Raw genomic sequence first — 24,625 nt, forward strand, 5'->3', positions numbered from 1 at the left:
CGGTTTTTTAATTTTAATTAACCTAAGTCTAGCAGTGCATCAAAGACCGCTTGTGGGAGTTCAATATTAGATTTCGCTTGTCCACTTCGCCGTAATTGTTGCTGTTTTTTAGAAACTGTCGAGCCTTTTGCTGCAACCTTACGTAATGGTGGAATATTTTCGCGCGCAATCACTCGCCCTTCAACAATGGCTTGAACTGGCATTACTTGTAATTTACGTGGTACTAAGTCTCGTAATTTGATCACCATGTTCTGTGCGATTCTTTCTGCCTTCAAACGATGAGTAATCAAAGTCAATGCATCAATATTAGCATAATCAATGGCAATTTCTAGTTTGACCAAATCCGAGTAGTCGTATTCTGCCACTTCAGTAGATAGGGTGGCGAAGCCATGCGAAACTGACTTTAATTCATTAAAGAAATCGTAAGCAATTTCTGAAATGGGCATTAAATAAGTAGCAACTACCATTGATCCTAGTGTATCTAGATCCTCTAGCGTTCCACGACGGCCTTCTGCTAACCGCATAATGTCATTCAACATTTCATTTGGTAAAGTCATTTTGGCGTGAACATAAGGTTCTTCAATTTGAGCTATTTTTGACCAGTCTGGAAATTGAATGGGGTTTTCCACGTAGAGCGGTTCATCCTGATTTTTCAAGGTTAATTTAAACGTTGAATTTGGCATAGTCGTTAGAACTTCTAAGCCAAACTCAGCTAGTAAACGTTCCCGAATGATTTGAAGATGAAAAATTCCTAAGAAGCCCCCACGAAATCCCATCCCCAAGGCCTCAGATTGTTCTGGTTCATATTGGAAAGCTGCATCGTTTAAGGCCAGTTTTTCAATCGCTATTTTCAAATCTTTGTAATCACTATTTTTAGGATAAAGGCCAGCATAAACCATTGGCTCAACCGCTTGATAACCTGGTAAAGCTTCTTGGGTAGGATGATTGGCGTTTGTTATCGTATCACCAATTTTAATGGCGTTCGAATCTTTAACCCCCGTTACGACATAGCCTACATCACCAGCTGAAAGGGTGCTTAGTGTTAACATTTCTGGGGCAAAAATACCGATTTCTTTATTAGTAGCACTTAGTTGGTTTGCGAAAAACAGTTGACTCGTTTGACTTGTTAATTGACCATCAAAAATTCTAACTTGGGCGACAACGCCTTTGTAGGGATCAAATTTTGAATCAAAGACTAAGGCCTTCAAAGGGGCATGATCATCACCGCGGGGGGCCGGGATTCGATCACGGATTGCCTCAAGGACTTTATCAACACCGAGGCCACTTTTAGCAGAAATTTTTAAAATCTCTTGATCGGCAAAGTCTGCATCGAGGTCTAGGATTTGATTAATCGTACCATCTACGTCGGCCATATTATTATCAATTTTATTTACGATTGGAATAATTGTCAGATTGGCTTCTTTAGCCAACCGGAAATTAGCAACCGTTTGAGCCTGAACCCCTTTAGTAGCATCCACAACCAAAAGAACCCCATCTGTTGCTGAAAGTGAACGCGAAACTTCATAGTTAAAATCAACATGGCCTGGTGTATCAATTAAATTAAATTGATATTCATCACCATTAGCATCAGTATAGTAGTTCCGAACCGCTTTTGATTTAACTGTAACTCCATGCGCCTTTTCAACGGCTAAATCATCTAATTGTTGCGCTGATGATTCCCGATCACTAACAGTGCTTGTCATTTCCATAATTCGATCAGCTAGGGTTGATTTCCCGTGATCAATATGTGCAATAATTGCAAAATTTCGAATATATTGTTGCCGATTTGCCATTCTAAATAAAACCTATCCTTTTTATAATCATTCTTTCTAGAATAACATTCCTAGTTTGCTACTGCATTACATTTTGTGAATTTTGCGGGTCTAAGGTAGGCAATGTGATTAAGATATGCTAAAATTAAGATATTATTTCGTACAGATAGTGTATTTAATTTTATTAAATATGCCGATAACAGAGGCGAGCATAGTCTTAATTGATTATGCCGTCTTTTTTATGTTTTGGCCTGTAACAAGAAAAGGGGATTACAAATGAAAACCAGAGAATGGCATGTATTTGCCGCAATTGTCGCCGCTGGAATCATGTGCTTTAGTGGAGTTTTAATTGAGACTTCAATGAACGTAACATTTCCAGCCCTCATGCATGAATTTCAAGTCAATGCCAATGGAGTGCAATGGGTAACTACAGGCTATCTTCTGGCCATTGCTGTCGTTGTACCATTATCTGCTTTTTTTATTCGAAATTATTCTGCATATCGATTATTCGTCATTTCTAACTTACTATTTTTCACTGGGGTTTTAACTGATAGTTTTGCGCCAACCTTAACCATTTTATTGTTGGGACGTGTCTTCCAAGGAATTGGAACAGGGATTGCACTACCTTTGATGTTTCATATCATTCTAACTAAATCACCACTTGAAAAACGTGGAACTATGATGGGAATTGGAACTATGACCACCGCGTTGGCTCCAGCAATTGGTCCAACTTATGGCGGAGTGGTTATGGCTGCTTTAGGTTGGCGGGCAATCTTTTGGTTCCTATTACCACTAATTATCATTTCATTTGTTTTAGGACTCCGTTCAATTCCGAGTGAAATCGTCAAACGGACTGAATCCTTTAATTTACTTGCATTTATTATGTTATCAGTAGGTTTAGCTAGCTTATTACTAGCCATCGAACAACTATCTGGCATGTGGCTAATCCTAAGTTTAATCACGTTAGGGGCGTTCTATTACTTCAACCGCAAAACTACCTTATTAAACTTACATGTCTTTAAAAATCACATTTTTAACCGACTCTTAGTTGGTGTTCTCGTTTATCAAGCGATGTTTTTGGCTCTTTCATTTATTTTGCCAAGTTTCATCCAAATTGGTCTGCATCAATCTTCTACAGTCGCAGGATTATTTATGTTCCCTGGTGCATTAATTGGGGCAGTTTTAGGACCAATCTCCGGCCGAATTCTAGACCAGATTGGTCCAGTCAAACCAATCTCCTTTGGATTAGTCATTTCGACCATCGCCATGTTTTTGATGGCCATAACCTTTCAAAATGAAATGATTTGGTTACTTTTAGGATTCCATATTATGACTCAGTTTGGTTCAGGATTAGCTGTTAATAATTTGATGACAGCCACCCTCAGCCAATTAGATCAGAATTTATCAGCTGATGGGAATAGTGTTCTGAATACTTTACAACAATTTACGGGTGCAGCAGCAACTGCATTTGCAGCCAGACTCTTTGCAAATGGTCAACAACAAAATGCTCTTCATGGTGCAATGTTTGGAAGTCGCGCGGGCGTCATGGTCTTATTTGGACTATTTGTTATGGCACTCATCTTGTTTATTCTTTCAATCAACACTTTAAAAAAACAGTGGCGCACAAACTAAATGATTCATTAAAAGCATTTCATCAGAAACTTCTGAAATGCTTTTTTTATATATAAAAGTGAATAATTTTTGATTTATGTGAATATATAGTCAAAATTCTAGGCACTTTTAATTTATATTAATGTTTTTTAATTTATCACTTTTAAATCGCTTACAAGTAGGGTATCCTGTAATTAAGTTAAATACTTAACTAACAAAAAGGAGATGAGAATATGAAAGAAAAGAAGAAAAAATTTCAGATGCCTTCGTCATTTACGATTTTGTTCTTTCTAATTATTGCCGTTGCGATCCTAACTTGGATTATTCCAGCAGGACAGTATGCAACAAATAAAGCCGGAGAAATTATTGCAGGAACATATCATAGTCGAGCAGCTAACCCTCAAGGAATTTGGGATGTATTTATGGCCCCTATCAAAGGAATGGTCGGGACCGAGGATGGGGATGGAACGGTCGCCATTTCATTATTTATCTTAGTCATTGGTGGATTCTTAGGCGTTGTAAATAAAACCAAGGCTCTTGATGATGGAATTTCTTCAACCTTAAAAAAATACGCGGGAAAAGAAAAAATCTTAATTCCCATTTTAATGACTTTATTTGCCATTGGTGGATCCACTTATGGAATGGGTGAGGAGACAATTGCGTTCTATCCTATTTTAATTGCGGTGATGATTAGTGTTGGTTTTGATTCTTTGGTCGCGATTGCAATTGCCTTAGTTGGCTCACAAGTGGGAGTTTTAGCCTCAACGGTTAATCCATTTGCAACAGGCGTCGCATCACAAAGCCTCAATATCTCACCTGGTGATGGCTTAATTCAAAGATTGATTTTGTTAGTCATTACAATTGTAATTAGCATTATTTATGTCATGCGTTATGCTAATAAGGTTAAACAAGATCCATCTAAGTCTTTGGTTTTCAAACAACGAGAGGAAGATTTGAAGGAATTTGCCTTATCTGGGGATGGTACATTAGATACTGAAATGACTGGGCGGCAAAAGGCGGTTCTATGGATTTTTGGGATCACCTTTGTGGTGATGGTCGCCGGTTTGATTCCTTGGAGCAGTATTAATGCCAGTTGGACATTCTTTGATACAGCCACAAAATGGATCACAGGTATCCCATTCCTAGGTAACCTGATTGGTCACGATATGGCTCCATTTGGAACGTGGTACTTTAGTGAGATGACCATGCTCTTTCTCTTTATGTCAGTTGTAGTTATGTTTGTCTACAAGATGAAAGAGAGTGATTTCATCGACTCATTCTTGGGTGGAATGAATGAGTTCCTAAGTGTCGCTATCGTGATTGCCGTTGCTCGTGGTATTCAAGTTGTGATGAACGATGGCCAAATTACTGCAACAGTCTTGCATGCTGGAGAACAAGGGTTACAACACTTGCCAGCTGGAATATTCATTGTTCTAACATTTATTTTCTATATTCCAATGTCATTCTTGATTCCATCAACATCAGGACTAGCCGCCGCCACGATGGGAATAATGGGACCTTTGGGAAAGTTCTCAGGTGTGACCCCTGATCTAGTTATTACCGCCTATCAAGCAGCGGTTGGATGGGTCAACATTATTACACCTACTTCTGGAATCGTGATGGGAGCCCTTGCCATTGCGCACGTCAACATTGTCACATGGTTGAAGTTTACAGCTAAATTAATGGGAATTCTATTGATTGTAACAATTGGATTCCTAGTAATTTGTACCTTAATTTAAGGAGAAAAATTCATGACAAATTATATTACTGATGAAATTCAAAATAACGCAATTAATGCTTTAGGACGAATGATCGCCCAACCTTCATACAACACTGATGCTGCGCCTAATGCACCCTTTGGAACTGGAATTCGTTTAGCTTTAGATGAAATTCTAAAAATTGCAAAGGAGTTAGGCTACCAAACTTATGTTGATCCAGAAGGATATTATGGCTATGCTGAGATTGGTTCGGGTGATGAAATATTTGGTCTTGTTTGTCATGTCGATGTTGTTCCAGCGGGTGATTTGGCTGCATGGAATACAAATCCGTTCGAATTAGTTCAAAAAGATGGGGCTCTCTTTGGTCGTGGAACTCAAGACGACAAGGGACCAACCATCGCAACTATGTTCACCCTCAAGGCATTGTTGGACCAAGGAATGACTTTTAATAAAAAAGTCCGGTTTATCTTTGGAACTGATGAGGAAATTCTTTGGCGCGGCATGGCGAAGTATAATGAAAAAGAGGCTGGCATTGATATGGGAATCGCTCCAGATGCTGAATTTCCATTAGTTTATGCTGAAAAAGGCCTTCAACAATCATATCTAGTCGGTCCTGGTTCGTCTGAAATAGAGCTCGATTTGGTAAATGCTTTTAATGCGGTACCTGGTAGTGCAACATACAATGGTTCTAAACAGGATCAAGTTGAAACTGCTCTGCAAGTGCATAATTTTAAATATCAAAAATCAGCCGACGGATTAATTGTTCAGGGAAATTCAGTCCACGCAATGAACGCACCTGAGGGCACGAATGCGCTCTTACGTTTAGGAATCGCTTTAGCTGATGTTTTCCCAGGCGTAGCTGCCTTAGAGTTTATTAAGAGTTTCGGTGAAGATGCCACTGGAGCTAATCTGATGGGTGTAATCAAAGATGACGCTTCCGGTCAATTAACATTCAATATTTCTAGTCTACAAATCAATGCTCAAGAGTCACGGATGCAAATTGACATGCGGATCCCAGTGACAGTGGAACATGATGCTCTAATTCAATTAGTGGAAGAAAAAGTTACCCCGTTTAACTTTAAATATGAAAATTTTGATTACCTAGAACCATTGTACGTTCCAAAAGACGGAACCCTTGTTCAAACCTTGATGAAAGCCTATATTAAGGTCACGGGTGATACAGCCGCTGAACCTGGAATCTCTGGTGGAGCCACATTCGCTCGAACAATGAAAAATAGTGTGGCTTTTGGTGCCATGCTCACCACAACACCAGACTTTATGCATCAAGCGAATGAACACTGGCCAGTGAAAGATATGCGAATGGCCATGGAAATTTATGCTGAAGCATTCAAAGCGTTATTAGTCGATTAAGCCGTTTATTTTAATAAAATATCAGAAGAGAATTATCAATGAGATAATTCTCTTTTTAATTTGAAGTGAATTTAATCACACCCCATCAAACATTATTAAATAAATAGTTTCATCATGAAATTAGTGCATAAATATTCCGGAATTCCTATAGACTTATATCAATCTCAAAATTGGCATACATAGCCAAGGTATTGTTAATATGATAATTCTATAACAAGTTAGTTGCATATATTTAACTCGATTAAAAGAATAATATAAATATAGAAAATATACTCATTAAATGTTAATATGTAAACAACACTAAATTGGTAACAATTTATACCACTTAATAAATATGATAGAAAACTAAATAAATGAATAAACACACGTATATATACGTTATTTTGAATTATTGTATTTATACAAATATAATTTTATCCAGGGATAGTATTCAATTAAAAACTTTTAAATCTATTAATTGAATATTATTTAAATTTATCTGATGGAGTAAATAACGACGTGATGAAAAATGAAATTAAAATTGAAATATTGGAACCAGTTTTGTCAAATATTGATGATATGTCGGAAACTGCAAAGCCTTTGATCTATTCGGCCAAAATGGACCAACAATACGGTTATACTGACGACTACTTTGCAAAAGGACACTGGTTATTAAAGATCTGGCAGACTAGTGTAGCGATTTTTAGCTGGCTTTGTGTGATTGTCCCTAGTTTCATAACGATCGAAACTTTTCTAGCTCATATAACGAAAGGAAAGCGTGGTCATGCTTTTTGGACTTACAGTGAAGGAACCAACGAAATTTGGTTCTTAATCTATTTATTATTGTTTGCCGCCAGTATTACCCTCATTTATGCGACCTCTATGACAATCATCCAAAATTTCCGACGTGAGGGAACCATAGAAAAATGGCCAACCTTTGATTCAATTGATGATATCAGCAAAAAGAAGTTGTCGGATAATTTTATGAATAAACGCTTTGGAAGTCGAGCATTACGCCATAATGTGCGTTATTTTGAGGTACAACCAGAACAAAATTTAGCCGATAATGAACTGCCAGATTACTTAAAAGTTGATCGTGGATAATGTTATAAAATGATAGGAAAAATTGAATGGTCAATACTATATTTAATGAAATGCTAAGTAGCGGCAGTATCTGGGATATCGTTGAAAGAATAATTTTACTAATTCTTTGCCTATACCCGGTCATTGGTGCCATGTTTTGGTTTTTTGGTTCTCTCAGTTATCGCTGGCTGAAGACGAACCGTAAAGAAGTTAATTTTAAATTTATCCCCGTGCCAAAGCAGCCGATGATAACGATCATGATTCCAGCTCATAACGAGGAAGTCATGATTGAAGAAACCATTCATTATCTAAGCACGCAATTGAATTATTATAATTATGAAATTCTGGTTATGGATGATGGTAGCACAGATGATACAAATAAAATCCTTCGCCGTTTACAAATGGAATATCACAATTTAAGAATTATTCGTGTCATTAAAAATAAAGGGAAAGCACATGCTTTTAATATTGGTATGTATTTTGCAAAAGGCGAATATATTCTAAGTAATGATGCTGATACATTGCCAGAGCCCAATGCATTAATGAAGTATATGAATTACTTTATTAATGCCGAGGATGTTAATACTGCTGCCGTAACTGCCAACATGGACGTTCAAAATCGAACAAAAATTTTGGGTAAGTCACAAACCGTTGAGTTTTCCAGCATCGTTGGCGTGATTAAGCGTAGTCAAACGGCCATTAATGATTCGATGTATTCATATAGTGGTGCGAACACGATGTATAGTAAACAATTCTTGATTGATGTTGGTGGATTTCGACAGGATCGAGCTACTGAAGATATTAGTATTGCTTGGGATCATTTATTATTTGGAGTTACACCACGGTTTGCACCAGATATAATTTTTCATATGAACGTGCCTGAAACTTTGGGTGAGTTATATAAGCAGCGTAAACGCTGGGCCCAGGGTGGAACTGAAGTTTGGCTCACTAATGCACACTTATTTTTACTTCATCCAATTAAATACCGATATGTCATTTCAATGTTTATTGATACCACGTTTTCAATTGTCTGGTCGTTTTTCTTATTCATTACCAGCGTTATCTTTATTTTGCTAATGTTATATTTTCTATTTACAAGTAATTTTGAACGTATTTGGCACGGTTTAGCCATGAGCTTTATTTTTGTTACGTTCGAGTTGTTTTCAGGGTTCTTACAATTATTAGCTGCCTTGCTTTTAGATCAAAGTGCTGCTAAGTTTAAATATTTCTTATTTGCTCCTTTGTATATGATGTTTTTTTGGATGGTTAACCCTTTAACCATTGTCACTACTTTTATTCCCGCAATTAAATCATTGTTGGGTATGGGTGAGGGAACTTGGGTCAGTCCCACCAGAAAATCACTAAAAAAATAATTTTTATTGTAGGAGTGTGCTTCATGATTTTATACGTTGCCCTCATGATAATTGCTTTCATCGCCTTTATTTTTGGGATATCAATTATCATGAACTTTTTCTGGGCGAAACATCAAAATGGCATCTATTCAACTGTGGATGTCGATGCGAGCTATCAGTATAGTTATTTTATTCAAACCATTATTGATGAGAATGGTGATCAAGCAGGGTATGAGGCGCTTTTGCGTTTTTATGACCCAGACGATCAACGTTGGAAATTTCCTATGAACTTTCAAAATTTTTCATTGCGTGAAATGATCCCATTATTAAAAGACGTATTGCCCCGCTTGAACGGTGAGCAAGGTTTTCTTTCAATCAACATTACAGTTAATCAAATGTATGACCCGCGTTACGAATGGTTCATTCGATGGGCTCGAGGAACCATCTATCCCGTGAAATTAAGAATTGAAATTAGTTTTCCTGATGATTATCGCCCCAATTTATTCGTTAAAAGGCGAATTATTAGTAATTTAAGGAAAAGTAGCGCATTAGGTGTAGATGTTATTTTAGAAAAAATTGAATCTACAAATATTTTCCTGAAAAAGGTTAATTGGATGTTCAAAGATATTTCCGGAATTAAAATTCCTTTTTCACAATACCGCAAAACCGATGATAATCAGTGGGTTGATATCAATATGGGGGAGTGGAAACGCATTGCGACGCGCTATGGATTTGAAATTGATGTGACAGAATTAGAAAATTCAGATGATATTGAACTAGCTGACAATTTAAAATTAAAATACCGTCAAGGTTATTTAATTGATAAACCAAATTATGGTCATGTTGATTTACATTAGTTTGAAATTTATAAGAGCATCAGAATATTCTGATGTCTTTTTTATACAAAATATTGAGAGGAAGTAATATGTCAAAAAGAATCGTCGGACTAATCGTGATTACCTTATTGTGTGCTGGAATAGTGTGTTTTAAAATTAATCAGCTAATGAATTATGGCCATTTAGAAAATAAACAAGGTTTAACCATTGATATTGCGCGTCATCCGCTATCAAAATCGGAACTTAAAATCCTTCTTAAAACAGCTAAAAAACAACATTTTGATTATGTTCAGTTGCACTTGAGTGATAATGAAAATATTGGTTTTCAATCAAAATATCTAAAAAACACTACGGATCAAACCGCCTTATCTTCAACCGAGTTAAAACAACTAGTGCAATATGCTAATAAAATAGATATTCAGTTAGTGCCTGATTTAGATGTCCCAGCTCACATGGGTGCAATTTTAAAACAACTTCAAATATCACATCCTAAGGTCTATCAAAAGATTAAACTTGATCATGAAACCATTGACTACACTAAACCTGAAGCTTTGACATTTGTTAAGATAATCTATGATGAACTCAACCCGATTTTTGCTCAGCAACCTAATTTAAACTTCGTAATTGGGGCTGATGAGGTCCCTGGTAATCGATCACTGCATAAACAATTAGTCGAATTCATCAATCAAGTCAATCGTCATCAAAATCAATTCGGTTTTACCAATATAGTTTGGAATGATCAAATCTTAAAAACTGAGCTACCAAAATTAGATTATAATGTAATCATTAACTACTGGTCTCAATCGGGAAATCATACCGATATTAATGATCAAAATTTAATCACAGAGCGTCGTAAATATTATATTTCTGTTAAAGACATCCTGCGGGAAGATCGCAAAATCATTAATTCCAATAGCTACGTTTTGTATTATCAAATTCGTAATATTGGTAATCGAAATGATGATGATTTTGTCATCAATACTCTTAATGATAAATGGCAGACCAATATTTTCAATGAAATTGATCCAAAATCGAATAATCAAAATTGGACATTGGAACCGCAAATTACCACCAAAGGAGCGCTCTTTTCATTGTGGGGAGAAAAATCAAATCTCATTACGCCACAAGCCATTGTCAATTTTATTAAAAGGATTGAAATTAACAAAAACCACCTTGGATCCTAGAAAATTCACCCCCGTTTTCAGTTCAATTAACCGAATATCAGAAAACTATGTAATAATGTACGTCAATTCTAATGCTAAAAAATTACCGTTTGGTAATTTTTTTTATCACATTAAAGTTTCAACTGTTTGAATATATAGAAGACGTAACAGTCCAAGATCAATGGACAATGGTTAATTTTAAGCGCTCATTTTTGGTATAATTAATATACTTAAATTAAACAGGAGGCGGGAGTAATCATGAAAAATAATGAAAGTTTTATCACTAAAAATCACCAAAAATATGAAGACTTAATTACTCGTCTCAATGCCCTGAACATCAAATATCAGTTGCTCAATCACGCCCCAGCGAAGACCACTCAGGAGGCAGATCAATATATTGCCGGGTTAAGAGGGGTTCGTACTAAATCAATGCTTGTCCGAGACAAAAAGAAGCATTTTTCGTTAATTATCATGGATGATGCAAAACGGCTAGATTTTAAACATTTTCAAGAAGTATCTGACCAAAAGCGTTTAACTCTGGCTAAGGCGCCAGAGATTGAGCAACTTTTCAATTTAGAACCAGGTATTATCTCCCCGTTTGGTGTGATGTATAGTCAAGAACAAGCCGTTGACATCTACTTCGATAAAGAAATGTTAGATAATGAAACGCGATTGACTTTTCATCCCAATGAAAATACACATACGATTTTCCTAGAGGCTCAGGATGTTATGAAGTTCATTGAGAGCTACGGATATACATATCAAATTTTAAAGATTTAGTTTATAAATCTCACAATAGCAGGCTGAAAAATAATGGGGAAGAATGAATGGAACGCGGATTAAAAGAGCAAAAAAATCTAAAGGTGCTTCATCAACAAACAGAGATATTAATTATTTCTACGGTTGTTTTAGGTATCATGGTGGGAATCAGTTCATTAATATTAAGTTTATTTTTAGATAAAGTTGAACAGTTTTTCTTGAGTTTCAAAGAATCAGCTGACATGCCTAGTGCTATCATGATTACTGGAAACCATCGCCTTATGTCAGTGATCATCGGTGGGGTTGTCGCGACTGCCATTTGGTATATTTTACGAACCAAATTTAAGCCAATCATCAGTATTAATCAAGCTTTAAAGGGTCAACAGATGCCGTGGGTTCAAACAATCATTGATGTCTTAATTCAGATTATGTTTGTGGGAACTGGTGGATCGGTGGGACGTGAGTTAGCTCCCCGTGAGGCCGGGGCCATGTTGGCACAACGCTGGTCTAATTTGATTAATAAGTTAGGCTTGTCTAAAATCACACTGGAAGACCAACAGTTATTAATTGCAGCCGCTGCCGGGGCGGGATTTGCAGGAATCTACATTGCACCTATTACGGGGATGTTATTCTGTGTTGAAATATTATTAAAAAAAATAACCCCTAAAACAGTGGCGGTGAGTCTTGGTATGAGTGTTATTTCGATGCTCATAGGTACTCTGGTAAAAGGTTTTAAGCCTTACTATTTAATTCACGATACTCATTTCAATTTCAGAATACTCCCGTTTGTTTTAATTGCTGGTCCTCTTATTGGAATCGCAGGCGCATTATTTCGCAAAGCATTTCAGTGGGCTGATCAATTTCAAGCAAAAAACAAACAAATATTATGGCAGTTACCATTAGCAGCCATATTAACCGGTTTAGTGGCAACGGTTTTCCCACAAATTATGGGGAATGGCCGTGCATTAGCACAACTATCTATGAATTATAGTCATCAATTTTTTATTGGAATTCTGATATTTGGTGCCTTAGCGAAAGCCCTTGTGACAGTTTTAACCATTCGTGCTGGAGCATCAGGAGGAACTTTAACTCCTTCGATCGCGATCGGATCAGCATTAGGTGTTTTGATCGGGCTTGGCTTTCATTTACTGGGCTTTCCAATTTCATTGAGTCAAGCAGCATTAATAGGGGCTGCAATTTTATTATCTGCTTCACAACAGGCGCCGTTAATGGCATTATTTATGATTTTTGAAGTTAGTCATCTGGATTATTCTGCATTTTTACCGTTAGGTCTAGGTGTAACAATCGCAGTTATTATTTCTCAATTATATTTTAAAGGTCGATTGTAACCTTGGATATTTATTATCCTTGTTACATATTTAATAGTACAATTTAGTTCGCAAAGACATTTCAGATATAATAACTAAAAAATAAATCAGTAATCTAAAGTATTAAAAATTATAAGGAGTTAATTATGTTTCTAGCTATTAAATAAATGTTACATGAAAAACTACGTTATGGTTTGATCGTAGCTTTAATTTTTCTTGTTAGTTATCTACTAATTATTCTAAGTGGATTAGCTACCGGTTTGGCCAATCTTAATAAAGCTGCAGTAACCGAATGGCAAGCGAATAAGATTGTATTAAATCGTTACGCCGAAGGAAAGCTGCCACAATCATTTCTTTCGCCCGCGGTGGTTGATATCTTATCAAAAAACGGTTCCAAAGTTTCTCAATACAGCACCTTAGTCAAATCAGCATCAGGTTTAAAAGAGAATGTCCAATTAATCGCTGTTGATCCCGAGTCTTTTATTGTTAAAAATCTACAAATCACAAACGTACGGCCAAGTGAAAATATCAACGAAGGTTTAGTATCTGATAAATTTAAAAAAGATGGTTTCAAGATAGGCGATTTCATTCAAGTCGCCAATTCGGATATAAAAATTAAAATTACTGGATTTACCCCCCGAGCAACCTTGAGTGCTTTACCGGTCGTTTATACTTCCTTTCAAACAATTAAGCCATTAAATGGTGGTGTAATCAATGCAGTGGTCTTTAGACAAGTACCTAAGAATATCAAAATCCCCAGGGAGGTTGAACAATATCCAATTCCTCAATTTATTGATAAGCTACCTGGCTATAATGCACAACAGCTAACTTTCAACTTTATGATTGGATTTTTGTATATTATTATTCTAATTGTTATTTCGATCTTCTTATACATTTTGACTGTTCAAAAATTACCAAACCTTGGTGTATTGAAAGCGCAAGGCATTTCAACACAATATTTGGTCATAAGTACCTTATTTCAATCCTTTATAATGTCATTGATTGGTGTGATCTTAGCAATCATTTTGAGCGAAGGAACTGCAGTAGTCTTACCAACTGAAGTCCCGATTACAATTGATCCTGGCAATACCTTAATTACCGGATTAGGTATTATCATAACGTCCTTATTAGGCGCCTTAATACCCATTCGGCAAATTACTAAAGCTGACCCATATAAAATTATTGGAGGTTAACAATGTCAATTTTAATTTTTTATTCTGTGACAAAAATTTTCGGGGAATATAGTAGTAAAACTATTGCACTTGATAATATAAACTTTCAAGCTCAAAGTGGTCAGTTAATCCTCGTCGTTGGTCCATCTGGTTCCGGAAAAACAACTTTCCTAACCATTGCGGGGGGGTGCAGACGCCAAGCGCAGGTGAAGTTACTATTAATGACCAACAGATCGATAGCTTATCCAAAAAAGAGCAGACGAAACTTCGCTTAGAAAAAATCGGCTTTGTTTTACAATCGTATAATCTTATTCCATTTCTAACGGTGGAGGAACAATTCAGATTAGCCGATAAAATTAAGAAAAACAATGTAAATACTGCACAAACGCAAAAATTATTATATGATCTAGGTTTAACAAATTTGCTAAATAAATACCCTAATCAATTGTCCGGTGGACAAAGCAATTGCCAGAGCTTTATACACCAATCCCGAATATATTCTTGCTGATGAACCAACGGCAGCATTAGATACTGATCGTTCATTTGCAGTCATAGATATGCTTAAAAACTTAGCACACGACCGTAATAAAATTATTATTGTCGTGACCCACGATTTAAGATTTAAAAAAATGGCGGATAAAGTTTATCAAATCATCGATGGTAAAATGGAACAACTTTAGCGGAAAGGAGTATGTGTTTTTTTGTGACCTAGCCCCTCTAATTCTAAAATAACCCTCCGTAAAATAGGATTAGTCCAATTTACGGAGGGTTATTATTGATCAGGAAGTAAAATAATAGTCACAAATGATTTGTGCTCGATCCACAAACCAAAATTTGCAGCACATTAAACCCAGGTCTACACACATAATAAAAGTTACCTCAGTTCAAATATTTATAGACGTATCGAATACACATTACTAAAAACAACAAATTGATTCATTAGATTGAACTAATGAAACTAACTAGTTAGATGATTTAATATATAGACTCATAGTATCACAATTGACATCTGTAAACGAATCTCTTATAATTAGATTTACAGATGTAGATTGTAAAAAAGGAGGCTTTTAGGATGCCAAAAATAAATTCTGCCATGTCCGCGGCTGAATTATCTGTCATGCATGTCATTTGGGCCCAAGGGAAAATTAAAAGTCGTGAGTTGATTGATATTCTACAACAATCTCAAACTTGGTCAGATTCAACGATTAAAACCTTACTCGGTCGTTTGGTCAAAAAAGAAATTTTAGCAACTTTACGTAATGGTAAAGAACTAATCTATATACCGACAGTGGATGAAGCGTATATCACAAATCAATACACACAAGATATGTTTAGCCAATTCTGTGACCATCATAAAGGTGAAGCGATTACCAATTTAGTCCAAACATCTCCGTTAAGTCAAAGTGATATCAAAAGCATGATGGCAATTTTAATGGACCGCCTTAGCGATGCACCGGCAGAAATTGAATGTCATTGTCTACCTGAACAATGTGCACATAGCCATACTTAAAGCTAAAATACAAAGGAGAAACTCATGACTCAAATCAGCGTCTTAATTGTTGGTATTATTTTAATCGTATTAATTACTTGGTGGTTTTTCGGTAAACATCAGGTCGAAACGAAGGAGGCTAAGATGGAACAATCAAAGCAAATTATTGATATTAAAGTTGATGGTGGTTATTCACCTGAACAGGTTATTGTAAAAAAAGGAATTCCGACAGAATTACGCTTCACTAAACTCGATAATTCCAGTTGTTTAGATCACGTCGTCTTTCCAGATTTTGGAATTAACCAAGCCTTACCCCAGGATCAAACTACTTCCATTATGCTTAATACCGAAGAGAGTGGAGAATTTGAGTGGTCCTGCGGTATGAATATGTTTCATGGTAAGTTAATTGTTAAATAATGTTCCGTAACGTAAGGGAGTCTTTTATGAATTTAAGTATTACTAAACGTTTTTTTATTTCCTTGTTTTTGACCTTTCCCTTATTAGTAGAAATGATCTTAATGCCCTTGGGCTGGTCCTTACCTGGTCATAATTTAATTGCCTTTTTACTAACAACTCTAATCATGTTACTTTCTGCTCAACCATTCTGGCGTAGCGCATGGTCGGCTTCAAAAAAACACCACGCTAATATGGACACATTAGTCGCGGTTGGAACAGCGACGGCATATTTCTATAGTATCTATGCCATGCTTTTTCATCAACCCGTTTATTTTGAAAGCGCCGCCGTAGTCACTACATTTGTTTTATTGGGACAAGTTTTTGAAGAACGAATGCGTAAACAAGCTGCCAATGCCACCGAAAAGCTACTTAAGCTTCAAGCAAAATCAGCCCTTGTTTGGCGAGCTGGTCAATACATTACTTTACCGTTAGCCGAAATTCAAATTAATGATCAAGTTAAGGTATTGCCGGGAGAAAAAGTACCAATTGATGGAGTGGTTATTGACGGTCATTCTAGCATTGATGAATCATCGATCACAGGGGAAAGTCTGCCGATTGAAAAACAGGTTGATGATCCAGTCATTGGAGCAACCATTAATACCAACGGAACTCTTATCATTAAAGTTACTAAGACTCAAAATGAAACCATGCTTCAACAAATCGTAGATGTAGTCAAAAAGGCACAGGTTAGTCGGGCACCCATTCAAAAATTAACCGATAAAGTTTCGGACGTGTTTGTACCAATTGTGCTCATAATCGCAATCATAACTTTCTTAGCCTGGTACTTGGCTTTACATTTACCCGTTGGTCAATCCCTCAGTTATTCGGTTGCAGTAATTGTTATTGCTTGTCCCTGTGCATTAGGTTTAGCAACGCCCACTGCTTTAATGGTCGGAACTGGGCGAAGCGCCAAAATGGGAATCCTAATTAAAAATGGTGATGTTTTAGAAATTGCTGAAAACATCAAAACCGTTGTTTTTGATAAAACCGGAACTATTACACAGGGGCAACCATTAGTAACTGATGTATTCGGATCTAATAAAAATTCAATAATACAATTAGCAGCTAGTTTAGAACAATTATCTGAACACCCCTTAGCAAAGGCCATTTTTAATGCTGGTCATGATGCCAAAATTACTACATTGCCGGTCAATAATTTTCAATCGTTAACTGGTATCGGCGCTCAAGGTATGATTCAAGATCATTCAATTGTCCTAGGTAATAATCAGATTTTATCATCTGATACTAAAATATCAAATGATTTCATTCAAAAAACGGTGCAGTTAGAAGCTGAAGCCAAAACGATTGTTTACCTAAGCGTAGATGCTGTGGTCATCGGAATCATCGCGATTCAAGATATTCCTAAGACTAGTTCTAAAGCTGCAATCGCTATGCTAAAATCACGCGGAATTAAAACCGTTATGTTAACAGGTGATAATCAGGGTGTCGCGAAAAACATTGGTCAAAGCGTTGGTATTGATCAAGTAATTGCAAATGTCTTACCAACTGAAAAGGCAGAAACAATTATTCAATTGCAAAAGAGCGGAACTGTAGCATTTGTGGGCGATGGAATTAATGATGCACCAGCTCTAACTACGGCCGATTTAGGGATCGCTATGGGCTCAGGTTCAGATATTGCCATCGATTCAGGAGATATTGTATTGGTCAAAAACGACCTTCAGGATGTCACAAGAGCGATTGAAATTAGTCAGAAAACATTTCATAAGATTAAAGCCAATCTTTTTTGGGCCTTTATCTATAACATTATTGGTATTCCCATCGCCGCAGGTGTCTTCACAAACTCAGGACTCACACTTAGTCCTGAATTAGCTGGTTTAGCAATGGCATTCAGTTCAATTTCAGTTGTATTTAATTCCTTACTTTTAAATGAAACTCGAATCCAGTAAAAAGGATCCGTTCATTTGAAGTGCCCCACAATTGTTAGACAGTTATTCTAACGATTGTGGGGTATTTTTTATGACTAAGTATAGCAGTATCTTAAAATTAAAAGTTGTAAGTGATTACTTGAATGGAGATTTAACTTTTGAACAACTCTCCCTAAAATATAACATTCCTTCTACAACTCCAATTAAACACTGGGTTAAGTTAGTGCAGTCATTGGGAATGACCGCGGTAACAACAAGCCATACTAAAGAGGTTTATACTCAAGATTTCAAAATTGCCGTGGTAAACCATGTTCAAACCCATCAAGTTAGTCAGTCTCAAGCGGCCGTTCATTTTAATATCTCTCCTAGCCAAGTTAAGAGCTGGGTGAGTATCGTTTCGACACAAGGTATTGTTGGGCTACGAACTAAAGTGAAAGGAAACCCCCGTACTATGGCAGAGCACGTAAAAATTAAACCGATGAAACAACTCTAACAAACACAAGAAGAGCGTAAATACTTAACCTTAAACACAAACTACATGATGCAGAATTGGATCGTGATATTTTAAAAGTGCTAGCGACTTTAACGAAAGAGACAAAAAATAATTAGGACAATACACAACTAAAGTAAAAGCCGACATCGTTACTAAATTAAGGTCGTAGTATTCATTGCCAGAACTGTTGAAACGAATTAAACTACCTCGAGCGACACATTATGATCGCTTAAAACGTAACCAGAAGCCTGATAAATATGCCAAAGTGAAAGAATTTATTCAGCAAGAATCAATCAGATCTCGGGAAACCTACGGTTATCGCCGAATGCATAAAGGAGCTTTTTATTATGGTTATCAAATATTCAAATGACTTCAAAGAATAGATCGTAAGCTTGCATAATGTTGGCCGTTCGGCCAACTCACTAGCTAAAGAATACAACGTTAGTGTTTCAACGGTTGCTAAATAGATTAATCAAGCCGATCCTAACAATACGAAAGTATTATCATCAAATGAATGTTCATTAATTAAAGAAAATAAACGGTTAAAAGAAGAACTTGGGCTCCTATGTCAATAATTCGGACATAAAAATACGAATAAATTTTGAAAAACGTTTTAATTATTTAACGTACTGGTAAAGTATGTGATTTATCTAAAAAAGTGCATCCTTTAATGTTTCCATGCCATTCTAAACAACCCGTCTATACTTATCGTTTTAAACGGGATATTAATATGATTTATTTGTAGCTACGCTACAAGGGAAATTCGATCACTGTTATACCAGCGAATATAGCTATCAATGCCAGCTATTGCTTCATGAATTGTCTTAAATTCTTGAAAATTAATGTATTCACGCTTCAAAATTGAGTGAAAGCTCTCAATTCTTGCGTTATCACCAGGTTGTCCTTTACGAGAATAAGAATGCTTAATCCCAAAACGAGTTAAAGTACTTTCAAATAAATCGCTTGTATACTGACTCCCCATATCGCTATGAATAATGCTTGGTTTAACAGACTTTACTGCGACTTGATTAATGACGTCGGTTGCTAATTCCTTAGTCATATGACTTCCAACTTTATAAGAAATAACCCGCCGGGTTACGGGATTGTACATACTAGCTAGATAAACCCAAGTATTTTTAACGGGAATATACGTAATATCTGTTAAAAGAATATTGGATTGATCAGGTAATCCTTTAATTAGATTTGGTCGTTGATCATATTCAGTATGTGTTTTAGGCTTATTAATTCGTTTAGTCATCCTAGACCTAATTTTTAAAGCGTACATCTGTTTATAAACCATACGCTGGCTAATTTTAATTTTTAACTGACGATTTAATAAAATTGTTAATCGCGGGTATCCATACATAGGATATTTTAACCATGCATCTAATACCTTTTGCTTAATGAAATTGCGACGAAGAAGTGTTTTACCAGGCTTCCAATGTATATAGCCATAATAAGTCGATCGTGGAATTCTGAGGACGTTCAAAATTTTAGTAATGCGGTGCCCAACCTGTAGATTGTCATTAATAATTTTTAAGGTAGGAATACGTCCTTTGATGATCAATTTTTCGCCATAAGCACCGCTGCTCGTTTTAAAATATCAAGTTCTTCTTTTAGTTGTTTATTTTCTTTAATCAATGCCCTTTCATTTGCTGACAATACTTTCGTATTGTTAGGATCGGCTTGATTAACCCATTTAGAAACCGTTGAAACACTAACGTTGTATTCTTTTGCTAATGAATTAGCCGAACGGCCAACCTTATGCAAGCTTACGACAGATTCTTTGAAGTCATTTGAATATTTGATAACCATAATAAAAAGTTCCTTTATGATGTATTATATCGAACAATTTGTCCGCATTTCCATCATAGGAGCCAAACGTGAATACACCAATTTACAGACATTTAAAACCATTCATGAAGAAATTGCTGGAATTAATAGCTATATTCATTAGTATAACAGTGACATAATTTTCCTTATAGCGTAGTTACAACTAAGTTAATTATATTAATAGATCACTTAAAAATGATAAATATAAGTGGGTTATTTAGAATATCCTTGAAATAATAAACAAGTAATTTATTTTAGATAAATTACATATTTCACTACTAAGTTAAATAATTAACCCGTTTTTCAAAATTCATTCGTATTTTTATGTCCTAATTCTTGACACAAGAGACAATTAATATAACCCTATTTAAATGAATCGAATGTTAATAAAAAGATTAAAATTATGAAACATATATTGTCGATAATGGGTAAAAATTAGTTTAAAATATAAATCATGATATGTAATTCTATTTGAATGTTAATATTTAAAATTAAAAAAGAATGTACTTGACAGTATAATCAGAAAGGATTTACATAATGACAAAACAAAATGTTTATTTTACATGTGTATCAAAATATAGAAGAACTATTAATTTGGAATAACCACATTAATAGTTCTTTTTGTGCTTTTAATAATATATTTTTAGGAGATAAGATATGAAGATAGGTAAATATTTATTATTAAGTTCCACAGTCCTCGGGTTAGTTAAACCAATGATTGCATTAGCCGATCATAATGACAATGCAAAGGGTATTTCAAATAGTATGAGTAAAACAGATAGTGATACATATACTGAAAGTAAAACTATCACTTCAAAAAATGCTAAGTCTGTTGTATTAGAAGATGTACCAGAAATGACGGCAAAAGAGTGGGAGTCTGATGCATATGGTGAACAAAAGTATATTTCAAAAGGTGTATGGGATGCATTAAGTCCTGATTTAAATCCATTAAAATATTTAGATAAGCCTATTCCACAATCGGAATTCAATAACTCTAATAGTCTAAACCCAAATCTTTATAACGTGAAACTAACTTCATTAAAAGGTATTCAATATTTTCATAATATTAAAAACGTAGAGTTACAAAATCAAAGAAGTATATCACAAGATGAGCTAAATAAACTTGGAATTTTTGATATTACACATTTTAATGCTCCAGGATTATCAAATATGACAGACTTATCTTTCTTAAGTAACTCAAAGACAGATTTATCAATTGTTATAATTGATGGAGCTAATGTTTCTGATTTAAGCCCGTTGTCAATAATGAAATCGAATAATGAGAATGCAATTGTATTACAGGCCAACCATTTAAACGAGGGACGTGGAGGGATTAATAGTGACTCACTAAAGGCACTTGAGAATACGCCATTATCATATTTATCATTGGATTATGACAATATTAATGATCAGGGTTTAGAAAATATTAGTAAAATTAAATTTAGTAGTAATTGGCATAATTTACAAAATCCTACTCAAAAAAGAGGCGATTATTATCTTAGTTTAACAGGTAATAATATTTATGACCTTACTCCATTAAATAATACTAAAGTAGTTCCAGGAGATGGTTCCAGCAAAGTCAGTAATATGATTATAAATATGGAACGTAATCATATTATGGATGTGTCTCCTATCTATACATTGGCTGAGAATTCCGAATTAAAGGGAGATGTTAATTATGAACTAGACTTACTGGCCACAGGACAAGACATTGATCTAAATAATGAGTATTTCCGTGGACGGTATGATAATTATGTAGAACAAACATTTGATATTCCTATGGTTATTCATTTATATGGAGATAAAGAAGTACCACAAGTTAATGAAGCACAAGATACATATACAAAGGATTACAAAAACGGAAAATATACTATAGTTTGGCATTCTAATGGTGAAAAAGAATATGAATTTACGGGATTAGCACATGGGAGTGCTGGAGCCGCGCATGATTATACTAATTTCAAGGGAATAATTCATCAAAAAATTGGGGAAAACCCTACTACAAAATCATTGGTAACTGTAAAGTATGTTGATGTTAACGGGAAAGAAATTTCAAAATCAGTAATAAAGAGTGGAAATGTCGGTGATAAATACACAACTGAAAAGAAGCATATTGAAGGATACACTTTCAAAGAAATCAAAGGTAGTGAGTCAGGTGAATTTACGGATAAGAGCCAGACCGTCACGTATATTTACACCAAAAATCCAGTTAAAGCAGCTGATGTAACGGCCAAGTATGTTGATGAATCAGGTAAAGAAATAACCGATTCAGAAATCAAGAGTGGAAACATTGGTGATAATTATACAACTAAAAAGAAAGACATCGAAGGATACACTTTCAAAGAAGTCAAAGGTAGTGAGTCTGGTGAATTCACAGATAAGAGCCAGACCGTCACGTATATTTACACCAAAAATCCAGTTAAAGCAGCTGATGTAACGGCCAAGTATGTTGATGAATCAGGTAAAGAAATAACCAATTCAGAAATCAACAGCGGGAACATTGGTGATAAATACACAACTAAAAAGAAAGACATCGAAGGATATACTTTCAAAGAAGTTAAGGGAAGTGTCGCGGGAACGTTGAGTGATAAAGTTCAAACTGTGACCTATATCTATGCTAAGAATGATGATTCAGAAAACCCAACTGATTCTAGTGAGCCAGATACACCAGATAATTCTGGAGACACTGATAAGAATATAGATAGTAATTCAACGATTAAAAACGTTGTAAATAACGTAGTTGAAGGAGTGCAAACATTATTGCCTAAGACGGCAGCTGAGAAATTAACGTTAGCTGGAGTTATTAGCTTTGTAGTTGCGATGGCCGGATTAGTAATTTGGAAGAAGCGTAAGTAATTGAATATCGTATAAAATTAAAAGCAAAAACGGTATAAAAGAAACTCGAAACTAAAATTTTGCGCGGGTTCCTAAGCTTTAGTTAATTTGAATTTAGGGGCTAACAATCTTATTGAACTAGGAAAAGACGCAGTTATTTATGGTAAGGGGTTCCTAACTAAAATAGTGGTGTATTTTGAACTATATTTGAATTGATGGAACAGTGCAGTTTTTGATAAATTTCAACATAAGGCTCCTATGATGGAATTACGGACAAATTGTTCGATATAATACATCATAAAGGAGCTTTTTATTATGGTTATCAAATATTCAAATGACTTTAAAGAATCGATCGTAAGCTTGCATAAAGTTGGTCGTTCAGCTAATTCATTAGCAAAAGAATACAACGTTAGTGTTTCAACGGTTTCTAAATGGGTTAATCAAGCCGATCCTAACAATACGAAAGTATTGTCAGCAAATGAAAGGGCATTGATTAAAGAAAATAAACAACTAAAAGAAGAACTTGATATTTTAAAACGAGCAGCGGTGCTTATGGCGAAAAATTGATCATCAAAGGACGTATTCCTACCTTAAAAATTATTAATGACAATCTACAGGTTGGGCACCGCATTACTAAAATTTTGAACGTCCTCAGAATTCCACGATCGACTTATTATGGCTATATACATTGGAAGCCTGGTAAAACACTTCTTCGTCGCAATTTCATTAAGCAAAAGGTATTAGATGCATGGTTAAAATATCCTATGTATGGATACCCGCGATTAACAATTTTATTAAATCGTCAGTTAAAAATTAAAATTAGCCAGCGTATGGTTTATAAACAGATGTACGCTTTAAAAATTAGGTCTAGGATGACTAAACGAATTAATAAGCCTAAAACACATACTGAATATGATCAACGACCAAATCTAATTAAAGGATTACCTGATCAATCCAATATTCTTTTAACAGATATTACGTATATTCCCGTTAAAAATACTTGGGTTTATCTAGCTAGTATGTACAATCCCGTAACCCGGCGGGTTATTTCTTATAAAGTTGGAAGTCATATGACTAAGGAATTAGCAACCGACGTCATTAATCAAGTCGCAGTAAAGTCTGTTAAACCAAGCATTATTCATAGCGATATGGGGAGTCAGTATACAAGCGATTTATTTGAAAGTACTTTAACTCGTTTTGGGATTAAGCATTCTTATTCTCGTAAAGGACAACCTGGTGATAACGCAAGAATTGAGAGCTTTCACTCAATTTTGAAGCGTGAATACATTAATTTTCAAGAATTTAAGACAATTCATGAAGCAATAGCTGGCATTGATAGCTATATTCGCTGGTATAACAGTGATCGAATTTCCCTTGTAGCGTAGCTACAAATAAATCATATTAATATCCCGTTTAAAACGATAAGTATAGACGGGTTGTTTAGAATGGCATGGAAACATTAAAGGATGCACTTTTTTAGATAAATCAC

The 24,625-nt window shown here is 35.4% G+C and carries 19 protein-coding genes and 2 pseudogenes; 19 read left to right on the forward strand and 2 right to left on the reverse strand.

The genetic code is table 11. The annotated features are described in order from the left end of the window. Positions 1 to 17: 17 nt before the first annotated feature. Positions 18 to 1,793 carry a translation elongation factor 4 gene (gene lepA, locus G7084_RS04980; RefSeq protein WP_166010610.1) on the reverse strand — a complete coding sequence of 592 codons (1,776 nt, stop codon included), beginning with the start codon at positions 1,791 to 1,793 and terminating at the stop codon, positions 18 to 20. A gap of 255 nt (positions 1,794 to 2,048) precedes the next feature. On the opposite strand from lepA, the gene G7084_RS04985 reads away from it, so the two are divergent. From G7084_RS04985 to G7084_RS05060, 16 genes and pseudogenes are all read left to right on the forward strand, one after another. Beyond that, positions 2,049 to 3,404: an MFS transporter gene (locus G7084_RS04985; RefSeq protein ID WP_166010612.1), complete on the forward strand. Its 1,356-nt coding sequence runs from the start codon at positions 2,049 to 2,051 to the stop codon at positions 3,402 to 3,404. A 212-nt stretch (positions 3,405 to 3,616) separates the two neighbouring features. Next, positions 3,617 to 5,122 (forward strand): YfcC family protein, encoded by a 1,506-nt coding sequence (locus tag G7084_RS04990; RefSeq protein WP_166010614.1) that lies wholly within the window; start codon positions 3,617 to 3,619, stop codon positions 5,120 to 5,122. 12 nt (positions 5,123 to 5,134) lie between these two features. Continuing rightward, on the forward strand, positions 5,135 to 6,472 hold the full coding sequence (locus tag G7084_RS04995) for a M20 family metallopeptidase (RefSeq protein ID WP_166010616.1): 1,338 nt from the start codon (positions 5,135 to 5,137) through the stop codon (positions 6,470 to 6,472). A gap of 501 nt (positions 6,473 to 6,973) precedes the next feature. Further along, entirely contained in the window at positions 6,974 to 7,555 is a 582-nt protein-coding gene (locus G7084_RS05000) for a hypothetical protein (protein ID WP_246163740.1), read from the forward strand. A 26-nt stretch (positions 7,556 to 7,581) separates the two neighbouring features. After that, complete coding sequence (locus G7084_RS05005) at positions 7,582 to 8,907, forward strand: glycosyltransferase family 2 protein (RefSeq protein WP_166010618.1); 1,326 nt, start codon at positions 7,582 to 7,584, stop codon at positions 8,905 to 8,907. Positions 8,908 to 8,930: 23 nt separating this feature from the next. Beyond that, entirely contained in the window at positions 8,931 to 9,743 is an 813-nt protein-coding gene (locus tag G7084_RS05010) for an EAL domain-containing protein (protein ID WP_166010621.1), read from the forward strand. A 146-nt stretch (positions 9,744 to 9,889) separates the two neighbouring features. Next, positions 9,890 to 10,906: a family 20 glycosylhydrolase gene (locus G7084_RS05015; RefSeq protein ID WP_246163741.1), complete on the forward strand. Its 1,017-nt coding sequence runs from the start codon at positions 9,890 to 9,892 to the stop codon at positions 10,904 to 10,906. 237 nt (positions 10,907 to 11,143) lie between these two features. Next, positions 11,144 to 11,665 carry a YbaK/EbsC family protein gene (locus G7084_RS05020; RefSeq protein WP_166010625.1) on the forward strand — a complete coding sequence of 174 codons (522 nt, stop codon included), beginning with the start codon at positions 11,144 to 11,146 and terminating at the stop codon, positions 11,663 to 11,665. A 47-nt stretch (positions 11,666 to 11,712) separates the two neighbouring features. Continuing rightward, complete coding sequence (locus tag G7084_RS05025; RefSeq protein ID WP_166010627.1) at positions 11,713 to 12,993, forward strand: chloride channel protein; 1,281 nt, start codon at positions 11,713 to 11,715, stop codon at positions 12,991 to 12,993. A gap of 146 nt (positions 12,994 to 13,139) precedes the next feature. After that, a complete protein-coding gene (locus tag G7084_RS05030; RefSeq protein ID WP_246163743.1) occupies positions 13,140 to 14,165 on the forward strand; it encodes an FtsX-like permease family protein in 1,026 nt (341 codons plus the stop codon). Between the two features lie 2 nt (positions 14,166 to 14,167). After that, a pseudogene (locus tag G7084_RS05035) lies at positions 14,168 to 14,824 on the forward strand (ABC transporter ATP-binding protein). 392 nt (positions 14,825 to 15,216) lie between these two features. Then, entirely contained in the window at positions 15,217 to 15,654 is a 438-nt protein-coding gene (locus G7084_RS05040) for a CopY/TcrY family copper transport repressor (RefSeq protein WP_166010629.1), read from the forward strand. A gap of 24 nt (positions 15,655 to 15,678) precedes the next feature. After that, positions 15,679 to 16,050 (forward strand): cupredoxin domain-containing protein, encoded by a 372-nt coding sequence (locus tag G7084_RS05045; protein WP_166010631.1) that lies wholly within the window; start codon positions 15,679 to 15,681, stop codon positions 16,048 to 16,050. A gap of 26 nt (positions 16,051 to 16,076) precedes the next feature. Further along, positions 16,077 to 17,996, forward strand: a complete 1,920-nt coding sequence (locus G7084_RS05050) for a copper-translocating P-type ATPase (RefSeq protein ID WP_166010633.1) — start codon at positions 16,077 to 16,079, stop codon at positions 17,994 to 17,996. A gap of 70 nt (positions 17,997 to 18,066) precedes the next feature. Beyond that, the gene (locus tag G7084_RS05055; protein WP_246163744.1) at positions 18,067 to 18,468 is read left to right on the forward strand and encodes a helix-turn-helix domain-containing protein; all 402 of its coding nucleotides are present in this window, start codon (positions 18,067 to 18,069) and stop codon (positions 18,466 to 18,468) included. A gap of 383 nt (positions 18,469 to 18,851) precedes the next feature. Further along, a pseudogene (locus G7084_RS05060) lies at positions 18,852 to 19,034 on the forward strand (IS3-like element IS1520 family transposase); the annotation flags it as partial. Positions 19,035 to 19,213: 179 nt separating this feature from the next. Here the strand turns inward: G7084_RS05060 and G7084_RS05065 are convergent. Then, a protein-coding gene (locus tag G7084_RS05065; RefSeq protein ID WP_166010635.1) for an IS3 family transposase occupies positions 19,214 to 20,283 on the reverse strand; the annotation gives its coding sequence in 2 pieces (ribosomal slippage) (positions 19,214 to 20,067 and positions 20,067 to 20,283; 1,071 coding nt in all). A 16-nt stretch (positions 20,284 to 20,299) separates the two neighbouring features. Between G7084_RS05065 and G7084_RS08355 the strand changes: the two genes are divergently transcribed. The 3 genes from G7084_RS08355 to G7084_RS05075 all read left to right on the forward strand — a co-directional run bounded on the left by G7084_RS08355 (position 20,300) and on the right by G7084_RS05075 (position 24,521). Continuing rightward, complete coding sequence (locus tag G7084_RS08355; protein WP_281346955.1) at positions 20,300 to 20,425, forward strand: hypothetical protein; 126 nt, start codon at positions 20,300 to 20,302, stop codon at positions 20,423 to 20,425. 533 nt (positions 20,426 to 20,958) lie between these two features. Beyond that, the gene (locus G7084_RS08255; RefSeq protein ID WP_166010637.1) at positions 20,959 to 23,157 is read left to right on the forward strand and encodes a MucBP domain-containing protein; all 2,199 of its coding nucleotides are present in this window, start codon (positions 20,959 to 20,961) and stop codon (positions 23,155 to 23,157) included. A 294-nt stretch (positions 23,158 to 23,451) separates the two neighbouring features. Further along, a protein-coding gene (locus tag G7084_RS05075; protein WP_166009362.1) for an IS3 family transposase occupies positions 23,452 to 24,521 on the forward strand; the annotation gives its coding sequence in 2 pieces (ribosomal slippage) (positions 23,452 to 23,668 and positions 23,668 to 24,521; 1,071 coding nt in all). Positions 24,522 to 24,625: the final 104 nt, after the last annotated feature.

Origin of the sequence: Weissella coleopterorum (genome assembly GCF_011304355.1) — a bacterium.
Taxonomy (GTDB): domain Bacteria; phylum Bacillota; class Bacilli; order Lactobacillales; family Lactobacillaceae; genus Weissella; species Weissella coleopterorum.

Coding starts and splice junctions, on each gene's coding strand:
- lepA (WP_166010610.1), bottom strand. CDS start 1,793: ATGGCAAATCGGCAACAATATATTCGAAATTTTGCAATTATTGCACAT.
- G7084_RS04985 (WP_166010612.1), top strand. CDS start 2,049: ATGAAAACCAGAGAATGGCATGTATTTGCCGCAATTGTCGCCGCTGGA.
- G7084_RS04990 (WP_166010614.1), top strand. CDS start 3,617: ATGAAAGAAAAGAAGAAAAAATTTCAGATGCCTTCGTCATTTACGATT.
- G7084_RS04995 (WP_166010616.1), top strand. CDS start 5,135: ATGACAAATTATATTACTGATGAAATTCAAAATAACGCAATTAATGCT.
- G7084_RS05000 (WP_246163740.1), top strand. CDS start 6,974: ATGAAAAATGAAATTAAAATTGAAATATTGGAACCAGTTTTGTCAAAT.
- G7084_RS05005 (WP_166010618.1), top strand. CDS start 7,582: ATGGTCAATACTATATTTAATGAAATGCTAAGTAGCGGCAGTATCTGG.
- G7084_RS05010 (WP_166010621.1), top strand. CDS start 8,931: ATGATTTTATACGTTGCCCTCATGATAATTGCTTTCATCGCCTTTATT.
- G7084_RS05015 (WP_246163741.1), top strand. CDS start 9,890: ATGAATTATGGCCATTTAGAAAATAAACAAGGTTTAACCATTGATATT.
- G7084_RS05020 (WP_166010625.1), top strand. CDS start 11,144: ATGAAAAATAATGAAAGTTTTATCACTAAAAATCACCAAAAATATGAA.
- G7084_RS05025 (WP_166010627.1), top strand. CDS start 11,713: ATGGAACGCGGATTAAAAGAGCAAAAAAATCTAAAGGTGCTTCATCAA.
- G7084_RS05030 (WP_246163743.1), top strand. CDS start 13,140: ATGTTACATGAAAAACTACGTTATGGTTTGATCGTAGCTTTAATTTTT.
- G7084_RS05040 (WP_166010629.1), top strand. CDS start 15,217: ATGCCAAAAATAAATTCTGCCATGTCCGCGGCTGAATTATCTGTCATG.
- G7084_RS05045 (WP_166010631.1), top strand. CDS start 15,679: ATGACTCAAATCAGCGTCTTAATTGTTGGTATTATTTTAATCGTATTA.
- G7084_RS05050 (WP_166010633.1), top strand. CDS start 16,077: ATGAATTTAAGTATTACTAAACGTTTTTTTATTTCCTTGTTTTTGACC.
- G7084_RS05055 (WP_246163744.1), top strand. CDS start 18,067: ATGACTAAGTATAGCAGTATCTTAAAATTAAAAGTTGTAAGTGATTAC.
- G7084_RS08355 (WP_281346955.1), top strand. CDS start 20,300: ATGATGTATTATATCGAACAATTTGTCCGCATTTCCATCATAGGAGCC.
- G7084_RS08255 (WP_166010637.1), top strand. CDS start 20,959: ATGAAGATAGGTAAATATTTATTATTAAGTTCCACAGTCCTCGGGTTA.